The sequence below is a fragment of the Bacillus sp. 22475 genome (assembly GCF_052044835.1).
GTDB classification, from domain to species: domain Bacteria; phylum Bacillota; class Bacilli; order Bacillales; family Bacillaceae_G; genus Bacillus_A; species Bacillus_A cereus.
Window position 1 is genome coordinate 255,338 of record NZ_JBQENW010000004.1, and the last position, 20,359, is coordinate 275,696.

Genomic DNA, 20,359 nt, shown 5'->3' on the forward strand with positions numbered 1-20,359 from the left:
TCTTATTTAGCACATTTATAATTCTCTTATTCCTACTAGCACTTCGTTATCCAGCTTTTTGGCCGCCCGAAGATCGTATGTTTTTTCATATGTTGGTTCAATTGCAAGTTTCGCTCCATAAAACATAACATCACGTACTTCTTGCACATTAACTTCTATTACAGTTAATTTCAAAGAAATACCTTCCATTCTATCTGTCAAAATTTCACCTGCACCACTTATGGAAAATACGGATTCATTCGCCATTATAGTCAATACTACACCTGTATTATGCCTTATATTTTCCACAATACGTGAACGTTGATCTACTGCAAATCGAATACTAGTTTTGCTCACTGCATACACCCAAGAAATAGCACTTACGTTAGGAACTTGTTTTTCGAAATCTGTCGTTGCTATCATCACAATACACTCTTTACGCAACGTTTGTACTAAACCCTCTGTTAAAGTAGGCTCTACTACATTCGCCATATTTTCACCTCCAAACATACTTGGTATATCCTTATCATAACTTATTTTTCGAATTGCGAAAATATTATTTTTTCCCACTATTATTCAAAAACATTATACTTCCATGATATACTTATACTGATAGAATTCGTATTGAGGTGACGAAATGAGAGTCAAATGTATGATTTGTGATAAAAAAGATATGTTAGATGATGAAAATCCTATGGCAAAAAAACTGCGTAATCGCCCTATTCATACATATATGTGCATGGAATGTTCGGAACGAATTGCAGAGCGTACAATGGAACGTCATGCAAGTGGTAATTTCCGATTATATCGTGATAAAAAAGTCGAAGACGATTGGTAAAATATAAATAAGTCCTTACTCATATAGATAAGGACTTATTTATATTTTTCTGGCTCACGGTTCATCTGATCCAAGAAACAATCAATGGCTTCTAGCGGAAACCTTGCAGATTTCCTTTCCCCATTCATTTCATATGTAATTAAATACATTTCCTCGTTCTTTTTAACTTCCACATCTTTTAATTTATGTTCTTCATATATCATATTTTGAAATAACAAATACGTTTCTTTTGCAGCACTATCATCCGGACGTGCTTCCGCAACTGTTTTAATTGTTAACCAATTATATAGTGCATCTTGTACTGAACGCATAAAACTTCGCCCCCTCACCCTGCTTTTTGTTGTTTCGCTTGACGCAAACGCAATCTATAAATTCCAAGTACAATTGCCGCTACAACAAGTCCTTCTCCAACAGGTAAAAATACAGCAAAAAAGGTTAATACTGTACATCCAATTGCTAATGATATGTATATTACTATATTTTTTAGTACAGACAACTTTCTAGCAAATCCTAAATTATAGACGAGAGCACTTAATATAATAATCGTCCCATAAAGTAACCACATTCCTAACTCTGGATTTTCATCTACCTTACACAATTTTGCAAAAAAAGACATCCTTTCTAACACAATCTTCCCCCCTAGCAGTAAAATACAATTTTCTTTATACACTTAATACAAGAGTAACTCGCAAAAAAAATACTGTCCACTAAAAAAGAGTAAATATTCTAAAAAATAAACATAAATAAAACAGCTACCTTAAAGGTAGCTGTTTTATTTTTTATGCTTCTACAGATTTCTTTTTCTTAGCAGCTCTTTCACGTTCGCTCTTATCAAGAATCTTTTTACGTAAACGAATTGATTCTGGAGTTACTTCACAGAACTCGTCATCGTTTAAGTACTCTAATGACTCTTCCAGAGTCATTAAGCGTGGTTTTTTCATTGTTGAAGTTTGATCTTTCGTTGCAGAACGAATGTTAGTTTGTTGTTTCATTTTCACAACGTTAACTGTTAAGTCGTTCTCACGAGTATGTTCTCCGACAATCATACCAGCATATACTTCTGTACCTGGTTCAACGAAGATTACACCACGGTCTTCAACTTGCATAATACCGTATTGTGATGCTTTTCCTGTTTCAAGTGAAACTAGAACACCTTGGCGACGTCCACCCACTTGTCCAGCATGTACTGGTTGGTAGCAATCGAATGTATGGTTTAAAATACCGTAACCACGAGTTAATGTTAGGAATTCTGTTGTGTAACCAATTAAACCACGTGCCGGAACCATGAAAGTAAGGCGAACTTGACCGTTTCCGTTATTCACCATATCTAACATTTCACCTTTACGTGCACCCATTGATTCCATAATAGAACCAGTGTATTCTTCAGGAACATCGATTTGTACGCGCTCTACAGGTTCACATCTTACGCCATCGATATCTTTAATAATTACTTCAGGCTTAGATACTTGTAGTTCATAACCTTCACGACGCATGTTTTCAATTAAGATAGATAAATGCAATTCCCCGCGTCCAGATACGATCCATGCATCAGGAGAATCTGTATTATCTACACGTAAACTTACATCTGTTTCTAATTGTGAACGAAGACGCTCTTCAATTTTACGAGATGTAATAAATTTACCTTCACGACCTGCAAATGGGCTGTTATTTACAAGGAATGTCATTTGTAGCGTTGGCTCATCAATACGTAATAATGGTAAAGCCTCTTCATGCTCAACCGGACATACCGTTTCACCTACGTTGATGTCTTCCATACCTGAAACAGCTACTAAATCTCCAGCTTTTGCTTCTTCAATTTCTTGACGTTTTAATCCAATGTAACCGAATAATTTCGTTACGCGGAATTGTTTTACACTTCCGTCAACTTTCATTAAAGCAACTTGTTGTCCAACCTTCATTGTACCGCGGAATACGCGTCCAACTCCAATACGTCCAACGTAGTCGTTGTAATCAAGAAGTGCTACTTGGAATTGAAGTGGCTCTTCGCTGTTATCAACTGGTGCTGGAATATGTTCGATAATTGTATCGAATAATGATTTCATATTCTCTTCTTGATTTGCCGGATTTGAATCCAAGCTTGCTGTTCCGTTCATTGCTGATGCAAATACAACTGGGAACTCTAATTGATCTTCGTTTGCACCAAGTTCGATGAATAAGTCAACTACTTCATCAACTACTTCATCAGGGCGAGCGAAGTCACGGTCAATTTTGTTTACAACAACGATTGGAGTTAAATTTTGCTCAAGAGCTTTCTTTAAAACAAATCGTGTTTGTGGCATACAACCTTCATATGCATCAACAACAAGTAGAACACCATCAACCATTTTCATGATACGTTCTACTTCTCCACCGAAGTCAGCGTGACCTGGTGTATCTAAAATGTTAATTCTTTTATCTTCATAGTGAATCGCTGTATTCTTCGCTAAAATTGTAATACCGCGTTCTCTTTCTAGATCATTTGAATCCATTGCGCGTTCTTCAATATGTTCATTCGCACGGAATGTCCCCGCTTGACGTAATAACTGGTCAACAAGTGTTGTTTTACCATGGTCAACGTGGGCAATAATTGCTATATTACGTAAATCTTGTCGTTTTTTCAACATGTCCAACTCCTAATGTCTTTTTAATCCTTCTCTATTATAAGAGCGAAGGGGATACAATAGCAATTAAAATAAAAGCAAGAATGAAAATATAGTTGTATTCTTACTTTTGTGAAAGTAAAATGAGATTGGAGGGTGAAGAAATGGAACACATTCAATATCGCTTTTTATTAACCGCAATTATCGGTGTTATTTTCTTAATCGGTATCGGCATTATGATTGCTGAAAATAGTCCAATCGGTATTATTATTTGCATTATCGGTACATTTGTTGCAGTTGGATACGGTTTTGTAACAAAAAGAAAAATGCGCAAATCACAATAACGCTAAAAAGTAAGAAGCTTATACATAGCCTCTTACTTTTTTTGTGGCTCTGATATAAAAGATAACACTTCTTCATACACTCCTGGTTTTGCAACTAGCACACTGCTCTTCTCTATGATAGAAAGTGGCGCTCCAGAGAATGTCGTTACCTTCCCTCCAACTTCTTCTACAATTATCTGTCCTCCGCCAAAATCCCATGGTGATAATCTCGGCGTTACATATGCATCTATTCTTCCTGTTGCAACGTACACCATCTCTAACGCTGCACAGCCATACGATCTCGTGCCCCTTGCTTTCTTAACAAGTGCCATCATACTTTCCATATTAAGCAATGGATTATCTGTAAGCCATATCGCATTTAAAGCTACAATACCTTGCTCTACAGTTCCTTTTTCCAATGGAGGAATTGATATATCATTACAAAAAGCTCCAGATCCCTTGACTGCATGATATAGTTCATCATGTACTGGATCATAAATAAGTCCAATCTTTCCGATACCGTTCTCATAAATCCCAATTGAAATTGCAAAATTTCTTTTTTGATGAACAAAGTTCATCGTGCCGTCAATTGGATCAATTAACCAAACAACCCCGTCAGAAGACGTTATCTCGTCCCCATAACCTTCTTCTCCTAAAATATTATGATTCGGGAATGTTTCTTTAATTTTCCCAATTAAAAACTGTTCTATCTCTCGGTCCATATTTGTAACTAAGTCAGCTGCATTGGATTTTGTTTCTATAATAAGTGCTTTTTTCATAGATGCCATTAAATGCTCTCCTGCATCCCGAATCCACCGTTTGGCGTGTGCATCGATGTCTTTCCATACTTCTTGCATGTTTAAACACTCCGATCTTTACTGTTCACAGAAAAAACGAACCCTTTATAAGGTTCGCACCAACTAATTTTTTATACATATACTATTATTACGCTTCTAAACGAATCATTTCAAGTCTTAACACTTCTAACTTTTGTACACACTCTTCTTTTTTCTGTTTATCATCTTCCATCATCGCATCATATAAAGTTGCTAATTCATAATCTAGCTCCAAACGTAGCACCGGTATTCTCTTTTCGGCATCTGTTCTCTTTAACGCATTAATCACCTGTCTCATATTATTTGCCTCCTCCCAATATTCGTCTGCCCTCGGACTAGAATTAATTCAATTTTCTGATTTTTTGTTTTATACTATACTATGTTGAATAAATCATCTATGCAACAAAATTATATTTTTTTATTTAAATTTTTTTGTGCTGTTTTTTTTATGAATAGTACAAGCTATGCTAAAATAAAAGCAAAATAGGAGTTGGAGGTACAATCATGACAATACAAACATTCAAGTCAACTGATTTTGATGTCTTTACAGTTGATGGTCTCGAAGAACGAATGAGTGCAATTAAAACGAACATTCATCCTAAGCTAGAAGCTTTAGGGGAACAATTTGCAGAATACTTATCCCAACACACTGATGAGAACTTTTTTTATCATGTTGCAAAACACGCACGTCGCAAAGTCAATCCACCAAACGATACTTGGGTTGCTTTTTCAACAAATAAACGAGGATATAAAATGCTACCGCATTTCCAAATCGGCTTATGGGGTACTCATGCCTTCATATACTTTGGTTTAATCTATGAGTGTCCACAAAAAGTTGAGACGGCTCATGCCTTCTCAGAACATTTAAATGATTTAAAAACAAATATTCCAAATGACTTCGTTTGGTCCATTGACCATACTAAACCAAGTGTGAAATTACATAAAACACTTGAAACCGAAGACTTACAAAAGATGATTGAACGACTAGCTACTGTAAAAAAAGCAGAATTATTAGTTGGTATTCATATATCACCAGAGGAGTTTTCAGCAATGACCAACGAACAATTCCTTGCTAAGATTGAATCTACGATGCAATCACTCCTTCCTTTATATGCACTTTGTAATCGATAGTAGAAAACGGACAATTTATATTGTCCGTTTTTAGTTGTTATCACATTATATCACTTCAGTTTTTATTTTTCAAAATATTTTTACATTTTTACAAACTTTTGTTCTTCGACTTCCTTTGCTCTTTGAATAGCACGATATATAGAGTATCCACTTACTTCTTGAAACTCTTTATCAATTTTCTTTTCTTCTGCTTTCGATGGAACAATCTCTTTAAAACGACGATATAAACCCATTAATTCTTCTCTTATAATTCCTTTTTCATAAGCTTTCTCAATCGCTTCATAAAACTTCACAATTATAACCATTTCCTCATTTGACCAATCATAATCTAACGGATATTGATATTCCATTTCGCACCTCATTTATCATTTCTTCTTGTTTCATTATGCTATCTTAAAGAGAATATTTTATTCTTCATTATAGCCACTCTGCATTATACACTATTTATTCATTTTAATGGCATTGTCTTCCTCTATTCATTAGTTGAGGCTAACTATTAAACATACTCACCTTAAAAATATTTTTTTCTATACATCTATAATTATTGGTGATATAATGCTTTTGTTTTATAGAAAATAAAGTGAAGCTACCATCTCAAAACCGATTTTTTGAATGGCAGAAAAACAAGCCTCATTCTAAAAAAAGAACTTACCTTTTTTAGAGCAGGATTATATAAAACAAATTATACTAAATATTATGAAGAAGAAGGGGTGTATAGATTGTCCCAATACGAAACACCATTGTTTACCGCTTTAGTTGAGCACAGTAAGCGAAATCCAATTCAATTCCATATTCCTGGTCATAAAAAAGGACAGGGCATGGATCCTACATTTCGCGAATTTATTGGGCATAATGCATTAGCAATTGATTTAATTAATATTGCGCCACTCGATGATTTACATCATCCAAAAGGTATGATTAAAGAAGCACAGGATTTAGCAGCCGCTGCATTCGGTGCAGATCATACTTTCTTTTCTATTCAAGGTACAAGTGGCGCTATTATGACAATGGTGATGAGCGTTTGCGGTCCTGGTGACAAAATCCTAGTACCACGAAACGTGCATAAATCAGTAATGTCAGCTATTATTTTCTCAGGTGCAAAACCGATTTTCATGCATCCTGAAATCGATCCGAAACTCGGTATTTCTCATGGAATCACAATTCAATCTGTCAAAAAAGCACTTGAAGAGCACTCAGATGCAAAGGGCTTACTTGTTATTAACCCAACGTACTTTGGATTTGCTGCAGACTTAGAACAGATTGTACAATTAGCACATTCTTATGACATCCCTGTACTAGTCGACGAGGCTCATGGTGTTCATATTCATTTTCACGATGAATTGCCGATGTCAGCGATGCAAGCTGGTGCAGACATGGCAGCAACAAGTGTTCACAAATTAGGAGGCTCTTTAACTCAAAGTTCTATTCTTAATGTGAAAGAAGGCTTGGTGAATGTAAAACATGTCCAATCTATTATTAGCATGCTTACAACTACATCAACTTCTTACATCTTGTTAGCATCACTTGATGTTGCGAGAAAACGTCTTGCTACAGAAGGAACAGCACTCATAGAACAAACAATACAATTAGCTGAACATGTTCGTGATGCTATAAATTCTATTGAGCATCTTTACTGTCCTGGAAAAGAAATGTTAGGTACAGATGCTACCTTTAACTATGATCCTACAAAGATAATTGTATCTGTAAAAGATTTAGGTATTACCGGCCACCAAGCTGAAGTATGGCTTAGAGAGCAATATAACATTGAAGTAGAACTCTCAGATCTATACAACATACTATGTCTTATCACTTTGGGAGACACAGAAAGTGATACAAATACACTTATTGCAGCATTACAAGATTTAGCAGCGACATTTAGAAATAGGGCAGATAAAGGTGTTCAAGTACAAGTAGAGATTCCAGAAATTCCAGTGCTAGCACTTTCTCCTCGAGATGCTTTTTATTCGGAAACAGAAGTCATTCCATTTGAAAATGCAGCGGGTCGTATTATAGCTGATTTTGTTATGGTTTATCCGCCAGGGATTCCAATCTTTACTCCGGGGGAAATTATTACACAAGAAAACTTAGAGTATATTCGTAAAAACTTAGAAGCAGGTTTACCTGTACAAGGTCCTGAAGATATGACATTACAAACATTACGTGTTATTAAAGAGTACAAGCCTATCAGTTGATAGGCTTTTTTTTCACCTTTTTTCCTTTTCTTCATACGATACTAAAGAATGTAACGTATAGGTGGGGATACTATTATGATTGTAATAGGCCGTTCTATTGTACATCCTTATATTACAAATGAATATGAGCCATTTGCAGCAGAGAAACAACAAATTTTATCAATAATGGCAGGAAATCAAGAAGTTTATTCCTTCCGAACAGCTGATGAACTCAGCTTTGATCTCAATTTACGAGTTAATATTATTATCTCTGCACTAGAACTTTTTCAAAGTGGATTTCAGTTTCGCACATTTCAACAATCCTTTTGCAACCCCCAGTATTGGAAAAGAACATCCCTTGGAGGATTCGAGCTTCTTCCAAACATACCACCTTCTATTGCCATACAAGATATTTTCAAAAACGGAAAACTATATGGAACTGAATGCGCAACCGCTATGATTATTATTTTTTATAAAGCTTTATTATCATTGTATGAGGAAGAAACTTTCAATCGTCTATTTGCAAACCTTTTACTTTATACATGGGACTACGATCAAGATCTAAGACTCATAACAAAAAACGGTGGCGATCTTGTTCCAGGTGACCTCGTTTACTTTAAAAACCCACAAGTGAATCCAGCTACGATTGAGTGGCAAGGAGAAAACACAATCTATTTAGGAAATTTCTTTTTTTACGGACATGGCGTAGGTGTAAAAACAAAAGAAGAAATTATTTATTCATTAAATGAACGACGAGTCCCTTACGCTTTTATTTCAGCTTTCTTGACCGATACTATTACCCGTATAGATAGCCGTATAATGAGCCAATACGCTTCTTCTAGTACACCACAGACATCCATAAGCTTTATTCCAATTAGGGATGATGCAATCGTTGCAACAGTTGGTCATACAACTACAATTTATTAAAAAAGCGCCTACACATGTAGGCGCTTTTTCTTATTATTAAGCTTTTGTATGTTCTTTATGGTCACATTCGCAATGAGATCCACATTTCCCGTATAGTACTGTTGATTTTTCATCTTCAAAATGTCCAATTGTTCCTTCACATACTTGGCATACGATTGTTCCCATTCTCATTTCCCCCTGAGTTTTAATAGTAATCTATTTATTTATCATTAAGCTTTCGCATTATCTTTTCTAGCACAGTCACAATTTGTTCCACATTTTCCGTAAAGTACTGTCGTTTTCTCATCTTCAAAATGTCCGATTGTTCCTTCACATACTTGGCATACGATTGTTCCCATTTTTCATTTCCCCCTAAGTTTATGGTCCTAAAAACTTTTAGCTGTCCATTTCCTATCAATTATTGGGCTTTTGTATGCTCTGTGTGATCACATCCGCAAGATCCACATTTCCCGTAAAGTACCGTTACTTTCTCATCTTCGAAGTGTGCAATTGTACCTTCACAATCTTGACATACGATTGTTCCCATTTTTCATTTCCCCCTAAGTTTATAATCCCAAAAACTTTTTTGTAACCGCTTAACTTTCTGTCTTTATTTTAATATGTTATACTTTTTACGTCAATAGGTTTTCAGTATAACACATTAAAAATTTTAAACTTTAATTAGTATGCGATATTCAAATAAAAAACAGCCATATTTATAAGTACGACTGTTTCACATTAATTATTCTTCATATTCCGCATGTAAAGAAGTTGACGGAACTAGAAATTTGAAAAACTGAGCTAACTCCTTCGCTTCCTCTTCTGATCCTAATTTAAAAATCTCCTGTATATATTGAACATTCTCTACATCATCTCTTCCGAGTAAAGTAGACCTTCCTGTTTGCATACAAACAATGAGCGGTTTTCCAAAAAACATATTTGTATAAATAACACCAAAATCATAACGTGTATCATGTGTCATAAACCCTAAAAATCGTACCTTCACACTTTCATGCTCATCATACAATTTTTCAAACATTGGTTTCCACCTTTCTACATCACGTTTCATTAATAGTATATTAAACAAAACATGTAATACTCCTTTTAATTGTCAAAAAATTCAGTAGGATGTAGAATAATAATATTCTACTAAGTTAGGGGGAACTTATATGCAACATGCCTTTATTACGCTTGTACCTAAATCCAATCAACAATCTGTTTCAATAGATGATATAAAACAACTTTTTCATTATTATAAAACAGTTACTTCTAAAACTGGTGCCCAAATTAATTACCCGTATACAAATACCGCTTTTCCTTATGAAATTTTAGATACATCTACAACAACATTAAAACTTCAATCCAATCACGACCGGTATGACTCAATTTATATTGGTGTTGGTATAGAAAATGAACAATCTTTCATCCAAGTTTCTTTACCACCTAATGCAACATATGGTGACAAAGGGAAAGCAAATGAATTTTGCCGTTTTTTAGCGAAGAAATTAGAAGGAGAGTTACATTTATTTAATGGAAGAACAATGTATTTTTATAAACGTTAATTTAAAAAAGAAATAATACGATTAAAAATAGTATACAATTCGAACATGTAAGAAATAACGCTTGCTTTCTTACGTGTAATACAAAATATGCTATTACATAGGCTAAATATAGAAATACGAAAAAAAGAATAACTTTATAATGAAACTTATCACCAGTCGATAATGTTAATACAGTGGAAAAGCCACTCCATAGTAGTAAATGATAAAATATAACATGTAATATTTTCATGGAACCTTCTCCTTTGACATGCTCTATTTTATTAATATATGGGGTTAAGTTTGAATCAATTACATATTATAGGATGATATATATTACCTTTGAAGTAAGTTAAGCCGGAATCATTTGTTAAAGTATTATATATTCATTCGACAAGTACGTTTAAAGACCTTGCAAGTCATTTGATGAAAATAAAAATAGCCCCTCTCTTACAATAAGAGAAGGGCTATTTACATTACTTAAATTATTTTACAATGTGAATTGGCATTCCAAGAGCAACTTCAGCTGCTTCCATTGTGATCTCACCTAATGTTGGGTGAGCATGGATTGTTTGAGCGATATCTTCAGCTGTCATTCCAGCTTCGATAGCTAAACCAATCTCAGAGATAATATCAGAAGCACCTGCACCTGCAACTTGAGCACCTACAAGAAGACCATCTTCTTTACGTGTTACAAGTTGTAGGAAACCGTCAGTGCTGTTTAATGATAATGCACGACCGTTAGCAGCGAATGGGAACTTAGATACAGTTACAGTCATTCCAGCTTCTTCAGCTTGTTTTTTAGTGTAACCAACAGATGCTAATTCTGGATCAGTGAAGCATACTGCAGGAATTCCGATGTAATCGATAGCTGATGCATGGCCACTAATTGCTTCTACAGCTACTTTACCTTCGTAAGAAGCTTTGTGAGCTAATGGTGGTCCAGGAACGATATCACCGATTGCATAGATGTTTGGTACATTTGTACGACATTGCTCATCGATTTCGATGATGCCGCGGTCAGTCATTTTAACTCCAACTTGCTCAAGACCGATTTCTTGAGTGTTTGGACGACGACCTACAGTTACTAATACGTAATCTGCTTCTACAGTTTGGATTTCACCTTTAACTTCAAAGCTAACTTTTACGCCAGTTTCTGTTTCTTCAACGCCTTTAGCCATAGCTTTTGTATGGATATTTACGTTACCTTTTTTCTGTAGAGCACGTTTAACAACAGAGCTCATAGCTTTTTCGAAACCAGCTAAGATTTCGTCGCCAGCTTCTACTACAGTAACTTCTGTACCGAAGTTAGCATATGCAGTACCTAATTCCATACCGATGTAACCGCCGCCGATTACAACAAGTTTTTTAGGAATTTCAGGTAAGCTTAAAGCACCTGTAGAGTTGATAACACGTTTAGAGTATTTGAATCCTGGAATTTCGATTGGTGTAGAACCAGTTGCAAGAACAGCATTTTTAAACGTATAAGTTTGAGCTGCATCTTCAGTCATAACGCGTAATGTGTTAGCATCTACGAAGTAAGCTTCACCGCGAATGATTTCAACTTTGTTACCTTTAAGAAGGCCTTCAACACCGCCAGTTAATTTCTTAACTACGCCGTTTTTCCATTCTTGAACTTTTGTAAAGTCAACTTTTACGTTCTCTGCAGTAATACCCATGTCATCAGAATGCATTGCATTCTCATAACGATGACCTGCATTGATTAACGCTTTTGAAGGAATACATCCAACGTTTAAGCATACGCCACCAAGGTTAGCTTTTTCAATAATTGCTACCTTTTGACCTAATTGTGCTGCACGAATTGCCGCAACGTATCCACCAGGACCTGCACCAACAACGACTGTATCTAATTCAATTGGGAAATCTCCTACTACCATTGTTATTACGCCTCCATTACTAATAATTGTGGGTCATTCAATAGACGTTTAATTTGGTTTAACGCTTTTTGAGCTGTTGCGCCGTCAATTAAACGATGGTCAAAGCTTAGAGATAATGCTAATACTGGAGCTGCAACGATCTCACCATTTTTCACAACTGGTTTTTCAGCGATACGGCCGATACCAAGGATTGCTACTTCTGGGTGATTGATAACTGGAGTGAACCATTGTCCACCTGCAGAACCAATGTTTGTAATTGTGCAAGAAGCACCTTTCATTTCAGTTGGAGCTAGACGACCTTCACGTGCTTTACCAGCAAGATCGTTGATCTCGTTAGAAATAGTGAAGATAGACTTACGATCTGTATCTTTAACAACTGGTACTAATAGACCTTTGTCTGTATCAGCTGCGATACCGATGTTGAAGTAATGTTTATGAACTACTTCTTGAGATGCATCGTCTAAAGAAGTGTTTAACATTGGGTATTCACGTAATGCAGATGTTAAAGCTTTAACAACGTACGGAAGGTAAGTTAATTTAATACCTTTGTCAGCTGCTACTGCTTTGAACTTCTTACGATGAGCAACAAGTTCTGTTACATCTACTTCGTCCATTAATGTTACGTGAGGAGCTGTGTGTTTAGAGTTAACCATTGCTTTCGCAATCGCTTTACGGATACCACTCATTTTCTCACGAGTTTCTGGATATTCACCAGCTGGGATTGGTTGTGCTTTTGGTGCTTCTTCTTTCGCTGCTGCTGGAGTAGCTTCTACTGCTGCTGGAGCCTCAGTTGCTGCTACAGTTTGTCCACCATTTGCAAATGCATCGATGTCAGCTTTTACGATACGGCCATTCTTACCAGTACCAGCTACTTTATGAATGTCTACACCTTTTTCACGAGCGTATTTACGAACAGATGGCATAGCGATTACGCGCTCATTTACTACTTCTGCAGTTGCTGCTGGAGTAGCTTCCGCTGCTGGAGCTTCTACTGCTGCTTCTTCAGCTTTTGGAGCTTCATCATGATCGTCACCTTTAAATTTAAGGTTTTCGTATCCAGGAGCATCAAATTTAATTAATGTATCTCCTACGATTGCAACTGTTCCTTCTTCTACAAGTACTTCAAGTACTTTACCTTTAACAGGAGAAGGGATTTCTACTACTGCTTTATCATTTTGTACTTCAAGAAGTACATCGTCTTCGTTTACTTCATCGCCTGGTTTAATAAACCATTTTACGATTTCACCTTCGTGGATACCTTCACCGATATCTGGTAGTTTAAATTCAAATGCCACGGAATTCAGCCCCCTGATTCATTTCATTATTATGGAATATGTACAAAAGAAACCAGCATGTGCTGATTTCTTTTGCACATGAAAAGCTAAAAATTAGAAGTTCATTACTTTGTTTACAGCTTCAACAATATCTTTGTGGTTTGGTAACCATACGCTCTCTGCTTGAGAGAATGGGAATACTGTATCAGCAGCTGCAACACGTACAACTGGAGCTTCTAAGTTTAAGATTGCACGGTCGTTAATTTCCGCTACAACGTTAGCTGCAATACCAGCTTGTTTTTGAGCTTCTTGAACTACAACTACGCGACCTGTTTTTTCAACAGAAGCGATGATTGTTTCGATATCTAATGGTTGAACTGTACGTAAGTCAACAACCTCTAAAGAGATACCTTCTTTTTCAAGTTCTTCAGCAGCTTTTAATGCAGCGTGAACCATAGCACCGTAAGCGATAACAGATACATCTGTACCTTCACGTTTGATATCAGCTTTACCTAAATCAATTGTGTAATCACCTTCTGGTACCTCTTGACGGAATGAACGGTACAATTTCATATGCTCTAAGTAGATAACTGGATCGTTGTCACGAATCGCAGAGATTAAAAGACCTTTAGCATCGTATGGAGTAGATGGAATAACAACTTTTAGACCAGGTTGTTGAGCCACTAATCCTTCTAAGCTATCAGCATGAAGTTCAGGAGTATGAACACCACCACCGAATGGAGAACGAACTGTTACTGGAGCAGTCCAACGTCCACCAGAACGGTAACGCATACGAGCTAATTGACCAGAAATTGAATCCATTACTTCATAAACGAAACCGAAGAATTGGATTTCTGGAACTGGACGGAATCCTTCAAGTGCAAGACCAACTGCAAGTCCACCAATACCAGACTCTGCAAGTGGAGTATCCATTACACGATCTTCACCAAATTCAGCTTGTAAACCTTCAGTAGCACGGAATACACCGCCGTTTACACCAACGTCTTCACCAAATACAAGTACGTTAGGGTCATTTTTCATTTCAACGCGTAAAGCATCAGTGATTGCTTGAATCATTGTCATTTGAGCCATGGCTTACTTCGACTCCTTTTCTTTGTAGATTTCATATTGTTCAGCTAAGTTGTAAGGCATTTTTTCGTACATGATTTCCATTAAATCAGTTACTTTTTGTTTTGGAGCTTGGTCAGCCTTAGCAATTGCTTGTTTGATATCTTCTTTTGCTTCTTCGATTACTGTCTCTTCAACTTCTTGAGACCATAGGCCTTTAGCTTCTAAGAACTTACGGAAGCGTACGATTGGGTCTTTTTGTTCCCATTCGTTTTCGATATCTTTTGTACGGTAACGAGTTGGGTCATCACCAGCCATTGTATGTGGACCGTAACGGAATGTTAAAGTCTCGATTAAAGTAGGGCCTTCGCCATTTACTGCGCGCTCACGAGCGAAAGCAGTTGCTGCGTATACAGCTAATGGATCCATACCGTCTACTTGAATTCCGTAAATACCTGCTGCTACTGCTTTTTGTGCTACAGTTTTAGCTGCAGATTGCTTTTCTACTGGAGTAGAGATTGCATAACGGTTGTTTTGAACAACGAAGATTGCTGGAGCTTTGAATGCACCTGCAAAGTTCATACCTTCGTAGAAGTCACCTTGTGAAGCACCACCGTCACCAGTATAAGTAATTGCAACAGATTTTTTACCACGTAGTTTCATACCTAACGCAACACCAGCAGTTTGGATGATTTGCGCACCGATAATGATTTGTGGAGCTAATGCATTTACATTCTCAGGCATTTGGTTACCCATGAAGTGTCCACGAGAGAATAAGAATGCTTGGTATAATGGTAATCCGTGCCATACTAATTGTGGTACATCACGGTATCCTGGTAAGATGAAGTCTTCTGCTTCAAGTGCGAAATGACTTGCTAATTGAGAAGCTTCTTGTCCAGCTGTAGGTGCGTAGAAACCTAAACGTCCTTGACGGTTTAAAGAAATAGAACGTTGATCTAATACGCGAGTATACACCATACGACGCATTAATTCTTTTAATTGATCATCAGATAATTCAGGCATAGCTGCTTCATTCACAACTTCACCGTTTTCATTTAAAATTTGTAATGTTTCAAATTGAGCTGCGATAGCTTTCATTTGCTCATCAACATTAAATAGGGTCTTTTTTGTTTTAGTACCCATTCCGTTCACCTCTTCCTCTCTTGAACCATATTCTGAAACGCTTTCACTGGCTATTTTCCAATTTAAAAAGCGCAACGATGTAAACCAACATGTTTGTCTGTCGGTTGAGAATAATTTTGTGTACCTAACAATCTGTACTAATGTTTTTTCAGAAACATATTAATACAATCTTGATCACGTTTTTTAGTTTACAACTATTCTAATTACGATGTCAATTACTTTGAATACGTTTTTTTATAAATAATATGCAGGTTTCTACTACACAAACGTGTTTTTATTTTTTACATCTGTATTAGTAAGCATTGACCTACTGTTATATTATTCCCTTTTTCACTTATTTTTTCTCTTAGAATAATATGTAAACGATTTAATTCTCTTTAGTTTTTCTCTCTTCGTAACAAAAATATACAAACTACTCTTCCTTTTTTAGGTAAATACCTATACATTTCTACCCCCTCTTCCATACATTATAGTAACCGCAGTATTAGCGGGAAATGATAAAGGAGGTCATCTCATGTACGGATACTCATATTGCTATCCAACTTGTTCATATCCTTCCTACGGTTATGGCGGTTCTTGTGGCGGGTCTGGACGCGGCTTCGCCTTAATCGTTGTGTTGTTTATTCTTTTAATTATCGTTGGTGCTGCTTGCATTCGCTAATGTAAAACGAAACAACTATGGAAAGAAAAAGACGGCTTTGCCGTCTTTTTCTGTTTATCACATACATAACTACTCTATAATAGAACAATTTCCAAAATGCCTTCCCTTTCTTGCCGATGACTTTTTCCATCTCCTTTGGTAGACTAAAGAGGAAAGGAGAGATTACATATGCTTACAATGAAAGATGTTATTCGCGAAGGAGATCCTATTTTGCGCAACGTTGCAGAAGAGGTGTCATTACCGGCAAGCGAAGAAGATACAACTACCTTAAAAGAAATGATTGAATTCGTAATAAATAGCCAAGATCCTGAAATGGCTGAAAAATATAGTTTACGCCCTGGAATCGGATTAGCGGCTCCGCAAATCGGTGTTTCAAAAAAAATGATTGCAGTTCATGTAACCGATGCGGATGGTACATTATATAGCCATGCATTATTCAATCCAAAAATCATTAGCCATTCTGTTGAACGTACATATTTACAGGGTGGTGAAGGCTGTCTATCTGTAGACCGCGAAGTACCTGGTTATGTTCCTCGTTATACAAGAATTACAGTAAAAGCAACTTCTATTAACGGAGAAGAAGTAAAATTACGTTTAAAAGGTTTACCAGCAATCGTATTTCAGCACGAGATTGACCATTTAAATGGCGTTATGTTCTATGACCATATCAATAAAGAAAATCCTTTTGCCGCTCCTGATGATTCCAAACCTCTAGAGCGATAATAATAAAAAGGCGGAAGTTAATCTTCCGCCTTTTTATTATGAAATGGGTTCCATATTCACTTATAGCAATCCAGCCCACTTTAGTCCATGATATATACCGTCTTCATTAACATCCTTTGTCACATGATTTGCAAGTTTTTTCAAGTCTTCATGGCCATTTCCCATCACAATACCTGTGCCAACGGCTTCGATCATTTCTAAATCATTTAAGCCATCTCCAAATGCATACACTTGATCACGATTAAAACCTAACTTTTCAATGTATTTCTCAATTCCTTTTGCCTTAGAACCACCATTCGGAATGATATCCATTGAATATGCATGCCAACGAATAAAATGAAAATCTGGATAATGATTAATAAACTTTTCCTCTTCATTTACTTCACAAAAAAGTAGTGTTTGATAAATATTACGTTCCTCATAAAAATTAGGCTCATATGCTGGATGCTCAAAGTTTAAGCTTCCAAAGCCTTCTTTCACATAATCATGATATTCCACTGATGCTCTCATATCTTGATGGTCAAGATATACAAGTGGATATCCTTCTTGTTTTGCAAACTGAGTAAACTTATGTAAAGCATCTGGATGTAACGGATTATTAAATATTACCTCATCTTCAAAGACAACATATTGTCCATTAAAACTAACATAATTATGTATATCAAGTTCCTTACGAATATCTTCGAACATAAATGGCGCGCGCCCTGTCGCAATTGCTACATGTACACCTTTTTCTTGTAACTGTTTTACTGCATCTCGTGTAGATTGTGGAATTTTTTTATCATGATCTAATAATGTTCCATCAATATCAAAAAAGACAATTTTATCATTCATTTGTCAAAATCCTTTCTGGCACTCTATATTCCTATTTTGAATATCACTTTTCAAATTCTAAAAAAAAGTATAACATATTAAACATCTGTGAAGAAAGCGTTCCCTTTCTGACCTTATTTGTAAACTTTGCATATATATATTAGTAAAACATGTGGATACTTGTTCGGATGAATTTTCTTTTCCATTCTTCCTCATACTATACCTATAACTAACGGCTACTAATCGTTACTATAGAATAACTTTCACTGTATGGGAAAGGACAAGACTCACCATTCACTTTTGTCCTATCTCTTATATCAGAGATAGAATTCTCACTAGTAATATGCATGTTTAAAATAAGGAAAGGAAGGAGTAATCATGCTGAAGAAGCTGAAGAAAAAGCTCAAGCGTTATTTAAACGGTCTAGTCCGTAAAAAGACAATCGCTTAAATTGTGCCCATTTCGGGCTTTTTCTTCATTCTCATTCGAAAAAACATGAAAATCGTGACTGTTTGCTTTATAATAAGTAACAGATAATGCAAAACATAGACAAGGAGAGGTTTTCCAAATGATTTTTAAAGTATTTTATCAAGAAAAATTAACTGAGGTTCCAGTACGTGAAAATACAAAAGTTTTATATTTAGAGGCTACGTCTGAAAAGGATGTTCGTACAAAATTAAATAAGTTCGCATATAATATCGAGTTTGTTCAGTCTGTTACTGGCGCTCATCTTGAATATGAAAAAGAAAACGCTGATTTAACATTAGCGGAAATCGTATAGCGATATGAAATTTCTAAAAAACGACCAAGTTGCTGTATTTGCTCTCGGTGGGCTTGGTGAAATCGGTAAAAATACATACGCTGTTCAATTTCAAGATGAAATTATTATAATTGATGCTGGAATTAAATTTCCAGAGGACGAACTTCTCGGAATCGATTATGTAATACCAGACTACACTTATTTTGTGCGAAACGAAGATAAAATTAAAGGGTTATTCATTACACATGGTCACGAAGATCATATCGGCGGAATCCCTTACCTATTACGTCAAGTGAACATCCCGATTTACGGCGGAAAATTAGCAATTGCACTCATCAAAAACAAATTAGAAGAACACGGCTTACTTCGTAAAGCAAAACTTTACGAAATTCAAGAAGATGACGTTATTAAATTCAAAAAAACGTCTGTATCCTTCTTCCGTACAACTCACAGTATTCCAGATTCGTACGGCGTTGTTGTGAAAACCCCTCAAGGTCAAGTTGTTCATACAGGTGATTTCAAATTTGATTTCACACCAGTTGGTGAACCAGCTGATTTAACAAAAATGGCTGAAATCGGTAAAGATGGCGTGCTATGTCTATTATCTGATAGTACGAACAGTGAAGTTCCAAACTTTACTATGTCTGAGCGTCGCGTTGGTGATAGCATTCAAGACATTTTCCGTAAAGTAGACGGACGGATTATATTCGCAACCTTTGCATCGAATATTCACCGCTTACAACAAGTTATTGAAGCTGCTGTTGAAAACAACCGTAAAGTAGCTGTGTTTGGTCGAAGTATGGAAGCAGCGATTGAAATCGGACAAAACCTTGGTTATATTCGTTGCCCGAAAGATACATTCATAGATGCATCTCAACTAAACCGCTTACCAGCTAATAAAGTTGTTATTTTATGTACAGGTAGTCAAGGTGAACCGATGGCAGCACTTTCACGTATTGCAAACGGTACACACCGCCAAATTCAAATTATTCCTGGAGATACAGTTGTTTTCTCTTCTTCACCAATTCCAGGAAATACAATTAGCGTAAGTCGTACAATTAACATGTTGTACCGCGCTGGCGCTGATGTAATTCACGGGAAACTTTCCAATATCCATACAAGTGGACACGGTGGACAAGAAGAACAAAAGTTAATGTTACGTCTAATTAAACCGAAGTACTTCATGCCAATTCATGGTGAATATCGTATGCAGCGTATGCACATGAACATAGCAAATGATTGTGGTATCCCTGAAGAAAATTGCTTCATTATGGATAATGGCGATGTTCTTGCTTTACGTTCGGATGAAGCTAGCGTAGCTGGAAAAATCCCATCTGGTTCGGTCTACATTGATGGAAATGGTATTGGGGATATCGGCAATATCGTATTACGAGATCGTCGTATCCTTTCTGAAGAAGGACTTGTAATTGTAGTTGTAAGCATTGATATGAAAGAATTTAAAGTTGCAGCAGGACCTGATATCATCTCACGCGGTTTCGTTTACATGCGTGAAAGCAGCGATCTAATCAATGATGCACAAACATTAATTACAACTCATTTAGAAAAAGTAATGGAGCGTAAAACAACACAATGGTCTGAAATTAAAAATGAAATTACAGACACATTAGCTCCATTCCTATATGAGAAAACGAAACGCCGTCCAATGATTTTACCAATCATTATGGAAATATAAGAAA

The 20,359-nt window shown here is 36.2% G+C and carries 27 protein-coding genes; 10 read left to right on the forward strand and 17 right to left on the reverse strand.

Annotated elements, in window-relative coordinates; translation table 11 throughout:
* Nucleotides 1-15: 15 nt before the first annotated feature.
* Complete coding sequence (locus ACTJJY_RS09785) at nt 16-471, reverse strand: pyridoxamine 5'-phosphate oxidase family protein (protein ID WP_000024600.1); 456 nt, start codon at nt 469-471, stop codon at nt 16-18.
* Nucleotides 472-616: 145 nt separating this feature from the next.
* Between ACTJJY_RS09785 and ACTJJY_RS09790 the strand changes: the two genes are divergently transcribed.
* Complete coding sequence (locus ACTJJY_RS09790; RefSeq protein WP_001995040.1) at nt 617-817, forward strand: YlaI family protein; 201 nt, start codon at nt 617-619, stop codon at nt 815-817.
* A 35-nt stretch (nt 818-852) separates the two neighbouring features.
* Here the strand turns inward: ACTJJY_RS09790 and ACTJJY_RS09795 are convergent, their stop codons facing one another.
* From ACTJJY_RS09795 to typA, 3 genes are all read right to left on the reverse strand, one after another.
* Entirely contained in the window at nt 853-1,128 is a 276-nt protein-coding gene (locus ACTJJY_RS09795) for a hypothetical protein (protein ID WP_001258136.1), read from the reverse strand.
* 14 nt (nt 1,129-1,142) lie between these two features.
* A complete protein-coding gene (locus ACTJJY_RS09800) occupies nt 1,143-1,445 on the reverse strand; it encodes a YlaH-like family protein (protein ID WP_000893662.1) in 303 nt (100 codons plus the stop codon).
* 151 nt (nt 1,446-1,596) lie between these two features.
* Nucleotides 1,597-3,441, reverse strand: coding sequence for a translational GTPase TypA (typA, locus tag ACTJJY_RS09805; RefSeq protein WP_000914752.1), 1,845 nt, complete (start codon nt 3,439-3,441; stop codon nt 1,597-1,599).
* Nucleotides 3,442-3,581: 140 nt separating this feature from the next.
* Between typA and ACTJJY_RS09810 the strand changes: the two genes are divergently transcribed.
* Complete coding sequence (locus ACTJJY_RS09810) at nt 3,582-3,761, forward strand: DUF5325 family protein (protein ID WP_000400123.1); 180 nt, start codon at nt 3,582-3,584, stop codon at nt 3,759-3,761.
* Nucleotides 3,762-3,793: 32 nt separating this feature from the next.
* Here ACTJJY_RS09810 and ACTJJY_RS09815 read toward each other — a convergent pair whose 3' ends face one another.
* Nucleotides 3,794-4,597 (reverse strand): inositol monophosphatase family protein, encoded by an 804-nt coding sequence (locus ACTJJY_RS09815; protein WP_053563733.1) that lies wholly within the window; start codon nt 4,595-4,597, stop codon nt 3,794-3,796.
* 88 nt (nt 4,598-4,685) lie between these two features.
* The gene (locus ACTJJY_RS09820; protein ID WP_001250164.1) at nt 4,686-4,874 is read right to left on the reverse strand and encodes a hypothetical protein; all 189 of its coding nucleotides are present in this window, start codon (nt 4,872-4,874) and stop codon (nt 4,686-4,688) included.
* 206 nt (nt 4,875-5,080) lie between these two features.
* Here ACTJJY_RS09820 and ACTJJY_RS09825 point away from each other — a divergent pair, with 206 nt between their 5' ends.
* Nucleotides 5,081-5,707 (forward strand): YktB family protein, encoded by a 627-nt coding sequence (locus tag ACTJJY_RS09825; RefSeq protein ID WP_440605435.1) that lies wholly within the window; start codon nt 5,081-5,083, stop codon nt 5,705-5,707.
* A gap of 80 nt (nt 5,708-5,787) precedes the next feature.
* Here the strand turns inward: ACTJJY_RS09825 and ACTJJY_RS09830 are convergent, their stop codons facing one another.
* Nucleotides 5,788-6,057, reverse strand: a complete 270-nt coding sequence (locus ACTJJY_RS09830) for a UPF0223 family protein (protein WP_072940553.1) — start codon at nt 6,055-6,057, stop codon at nt 5,788-5,790.
* Nucleotides 6,058-6,426: 369 nt separating this feature from the next.
* Here ACTJJY_RS09830 and speA point away from each other — a divergent pair, with 369 nt between their 5' ends.
* Nucleotides 6,427-7,899 carry an arginine decarboxylase gene (speA, locus tag ACTJJY_RS09835; protein ID WP_000084899.1) on the forward strand — a complete coding sequence of 491 codons (1,473 nt, stop codon included), beginning with the start codon at nt 6,427-6,429 and terminating at the stop codon, nt 7,897-7,899.
* A 75-nt stretch (nt 7,900-7,974) separates the two neighbouring features.
* A complete protein-coding gene (locus tag ACTJJY_RS09840; protein WP_000635337.1) occupies nt 7,975-8,805 on the forward strand; it encodes a protein-glutamine gamma-glutamyltransferase in 831 nt (276 codons plus the stop codon).
* Between the two features lie 36 nt (nt 8,806-8,841).
* On the opposite strand, the gene ACTJJY_RS09845 is transcribed toward ACTJJY_RS09840, so the two are convergent.
* The 4 genes from ACTJJY_RS09845 to ACTJJY_RS09860 form a co-directional block, all read right to left on the reverse strand.
* Nucleotides 8,842-8,970 (reverse strand): GapA-binding peptide SR1P, encoded by a 129-nt coding sequence (locus tag ACTJJY_RS09845; RefSeq protein WP_000536796.1) that lies wholly within the window; start codon nt 8,968-8,970, stop codon nt 8,842-8,844.
* 44 nt (nt 8,971-9,014) lie between these two features.
* Complete coding sequence (locus tag ACTJJY_RS09850; RefSeq protein WP_000536803.1) at nt 9,015-9,143, reverse strand: GapA-binding peptide SR1P; 129 nt, start codon at nt 9,141-9,143, stop codon at nt 9,015-9,017.
* A gap of 59 nt (nt 9,144-9,202) precedes the next feature.
* A complete protein-coding gene (locus ACTJJY_RS09855; protein WP_000536778.1) occupies nt 9,203-9,331 on the reverse strand; it encodes a GapA-binding peptide SR1P in 129 nt (42 codons plus the stop codon).
* A gap of 195 nt (nt 9,332-9,526) precedes the next feature.
* A complete protein-coding gene (locus ACTJJY_RS09860) occupies nt 9,527-9,823 on the reverse strand; it encodes a DUF3055 domain-containing protein (RefSeq protein ID WP_000462038.1) in 297 nt (98 codons plus the stop codon).
* A gap of 130 nt (nt 9,824-9,953) precedes the next feature.
* On the opposite strand from ACTJJY_RS09860, the gene ACTJJY_RS09865 reads away from it, so the two are divergent.
* Complete coding sequence (locus ACTJJY_RS09865; RefSeq protein ID WP_440605436.1) at nt 9,954-10,346, forward strand: DUF1885 family protein; 393 nt, start codon at nt 9,954-9,956, stop codon at nt 10,344-10,346.
* A gap of 1 nt (nt 10,347) precedes the next feature.
* Here the strand turns inward: ACTJJY_RS09865 and ACTJJY_RS09870 are convergent, their stop codons facing one another.
* The 5 genes from ACTJJY_RS09870 to pdhA form a co-directional block, all read right to left on the reverse strand.
* Nucleotides 10,348-10,575 (reverse strand): hypothetical protein, encoded by a 228-nt coding sequence (locus ACTJJY_RS09870; protein ID WP_440605437.1) that lies wholly within the window; start codon nt 10,573-10,575, stop codon nt 10,348-10,350.
* A gap of 232 nt (nt 10,576-10,807) precedes the next feature.
* Nucleotides 10,808-12,220: a dihydrolipoyl dehydrogenase gene (lpdA, locus tag ACTJJY_RS09875; protein WP_000260104.1), complete on the reverse strand. Its 1,413-nt coding sequence runs from the start codon at nt 12,218-12,220 to the stop codon at nt 10,808-10,810.
* Between the two features lie 5 nt (nt 12,221-12,225).
* Nucleotides 12,226-13,515: a pyruvate dehydrogenase complex dihydrolipoyllysine-residue acetyltransferase gene (gene pdhC / locus ACTJJY_RS09880; protein WP_000863420.1), complete on the reverse strand. Its 1,290-nt coding sequence runs from the start codon at nt 13,513-13,515 to the stop codon at nt 12,226-12,228.
* Nucleotides 13,516-13,608: 93 nt separating this feature from the next.
* Nucleotides 13,609-14,586 carry a pyruvate dehydrogenase complex E1 component subunit beta gene (pdhB, locus tag ACTJJY_RS09885; protein ID WP_000068168.1) on the reverse strand — a complete coding sequence of 326 codons (978 nt, stop codon included), beginning with the start codon at nt 14,584-14,586 and terminating at the stop codon, nt 13,609-13,611.
* Nucleotides 14,587-14,589: 3 nt separating this feature from the next.
* Nucleotides 14,590-15,705, reverse strand: a complete 1,116-nt coding sequence (gene pdhA / locus ACTJJY_RS09890) for a pyruvate dehydrogenase E1 component subunit alpha (protein WP_000536895.1) — start codon at nt 15,703-15,705, stop codon at nt 14,590-14,592.
* A 514-nt stretch (nt 15,706-16,219) separates the two neighbouring features.
* Here pdhA and ACTJJY_RS09895 point away from each other — a divergent pair.
* Both ACTJJY_RS09895 and def read left to right on the forward strand, forming a co-directional pair.
* Nucleotides 16,220-16,366 carry a YjcZ family sporulation protein gene (locus tag ACTJJY_RS09895; protein ID WP_000274562.1) on the forward strand — a complete coding sequence of 49 codons (147 nt, stop codon included), beginning with the start codon at nt 16,220-16,222 and terminating at the stop codon, nt 16,364-16,366.
* Between the two features lie 168 nt (nt 16,367-16,534).
* Complete coding sequence (gene def / locus ACTJJY_RS09900; RefSeq protein ID WP_000957048.1) at nt 16,535-17,089, forward strand: peptide deformylase; 555 nt, start codon at nt 16,535-16,537, stop codon at nt 17,087-17,089.
* Between the two features lie 60 nt (nt 17,090-17,149).
* Here def and ACTJJY_RS09905 read toward each other — a convergent pair whose 3' ends face one another.
* Nucleotides 17,150-17,923: a Cof-type HAD-IIB family hydrolase gene (locus tag ACTJJY_RS09905; RefSeq protein WP_000998268.1), complete on the reverse strand. Its 774-nt coding sequence runs from the start codon at nt 17,921-17,923 to the stop codon at nt 17,150-17,152.
* Between the two features lie 547 nt (nt 17,924-18,470).
* Here ACTJJY_RS09905 and ACTJJY_RS09910 point away from each other — a divergent pair.
* Nucleotides 18,471-18,683 carry a DNA-dependent RNA polymerase subunit epsilon gene (locus ACTJJY_RS09910; protein WP_000576435.1) on the forward strand — a complete coding sequence of 71 codons (213 nt, stop codon included), beginning with the start codon at nt 18,471-18,473 and terminating at the stop codon, nt 18,681-18,683.
* 4 nt (nt 18,684-18,687) lie between these two features.
* A complete protein-coding gene (rnjA, locus tag ACTJJY_RS09915; RefSeq protein ID WP_000670375.1) occupies nt 18,688-20,355 on the forward strand; it encodes a ribonuclease J1 in 1,668 nt (555 codons plus the stop codon).
* Nucleotides 20,356-20,359: the final 4 nt, after the last annotated feature.

Excerpts from the sequence above, each read along its gene's own strand:
- ACTJJY_RS09785 (WP_000024600.1), bottom strand. The coding sequence starts at position 471 with ATGGCGAATGTAGTAGAGCCTACTTTAACAGAGGGTTTAGTACAAACG.
- ACTJJY_RS09790 (WP_001995040.1), top strand. The coding sequence starts at position 617 with ATGAGAGTCAAATGTATGATTTGTGATAAAAAAGATATGTTAGATGAT.
- ACTJJY_RS09795 (WP_001258136.1), bottom strand. The coding sequence starts at position 1,128 with ATGCGTTCAGTACAAGATGCACTATATAATTGGTTAACAATTAAAACA.
- typA (WP_000914752.1), bottom strand. The coding sequence starts at position 3,441 with ATGTTGAAAAAACGACAAGATTTACGTAATATAGCAATTATTGCCCAC.
- ACTJJY_RS09810 (WP_000400123.1), top strand. The coding sequence starts at position 3,582 with ATGGAACACATTCAATATCGCTTTTTATTAACCGCAATTATCGGTGTT.
- ACTJJY_RS09815 (WP_053563733.1), bottom strand. The coding sequence starts at position 4,597 with ATGCAAGAAGTATGGAAAGACATCGATGCACACGCCAAACGGTGGATT.
- ACTJJY_RS09820 (WP_001250164.1), bottom strand. The coding sequence starts at position 4,874 with ATGAGACAGGTGATTAATGCGTTAAAGAGAACAGATGCCGAAAAGAGA.
- ACTJJY_RS09825 (WP_440605435.1), top strand. The coding sequence starts at position 5,081 with ATGACAATACAAACATTCAAGTCAACTGATTTTGATGTCTTTACAGTT.
- ACTJJY_RS09830 (WP_072940553.1), bottom strand. The coding sequence starts at position 6,057 with ATGGAATATCAATATCCGTTAGATTATGATTGGTCAAATGAGGAAATG.
- ACTJJY_RS09840 (WP_000635337.1), top strand. The coding sequence starts at position 7,975 with ATGATTGTAATAGGCCGTTCTATTGTACATCCTTATATTACAAATGAA.
- ACTJJY_RS09845 (WP_000536796.1), bottom strand. The coding sequence starts at position 8,970 with ATGGGAACAATCGTATGCCAAGTATGTGAAGGAACAATTGGACATTTT.
- ACTJJY_RS09850 (WP_000536803.1), bottom strand. The coding sequence starts at position 9,143 with ATGGGAACAATCGTATGCCAAGTATGTGAAGGAACAATCGGACATTTT.
- ACTJJY_RS09855 (WP_000536778.1), bottom strand. The coding sequence starts at position 9,331 with ATGGGAACAATCGTATGTCAAGATTGTGAAGGTACAATTGCACACTTC.
- ACTJJY_RS09860 (WP_000462038.1), bottom strand. The coding sequence starts at position 9,823 with ATGTTTGAAAAATTGTATGATGAGCATGAAAGTGTGAAGGTACGATTT.
- ACTJJY_RS09865 (WP_440605436.1), top strand. The coding sequence starts at position 9,954 with ATGCAACATGCCTTTATTACGCTTGTACCTAAATCCAATCAACAATCT.
- ACTJJY_RS09870 (WP_440605437.1), bottom strand. The coding sequence starts at position 10,575 with ATGAAAATATTACATGTTATATTTTATCATTTACTACTATGGAGTGGC.
- lpdA (WP_000260104.1), bottom strand. The coding sequence starts at position 12,220 with ATGGTAGTAGGAGATTTCCCAATTGAATTAGATACAGTCGTTGTTGGT.
- pdhB (WP_000068168.1), bottom strand. The coding sequence starts at position 14,586 with ATGGCTCAAATGACAATGATTCAAGCAATCACTGATGCTTTACGCGTT.
- pdhA (WP_000536895.1), bottom strand. The coding sequence starts at position 15,705 with ATGGGTACTAAAACAAAAAAGACCCTATTTAATGTTGATGAGCAAATG.
- ACTJJY_RS09895 (WP_000274562.1), top strand. The coding sequence starts at position 16,220 with ATGTACGGATACTCATATTGCTATCCAACTTGTTCATATCCTTCCTAC.
- def (WP_000957048.1), top strand. The coding sequence starts at position 16,535 with ATGCTTACAATGAAAGATGTTATTCGCGAAGGAGATCCTATTTTGCGC.
- ACTJJY_RS09905 (WP_000998268.1), bottom strand. The coding sequence starts at position 17,923 with ATGAATGATAAAATTGTCTTTTTTGATATTGATGGAACATTATTAGAT.
- ACTJJY_RS09910 (WP_000576435.1), top strand. The coding sequence starts at position 18,471 with ATGATTTTTAAAGTATTTTATCAAGAAAAATTAACTGAGGTTCCAGTA.
- rnjA (WP_000670375.1), top strand. The coding sequence starts at position 18,688 with ATGAAATTTCTAAAAAACGACCAAGTTGCTGTATTTGCTCTCGGTGGG.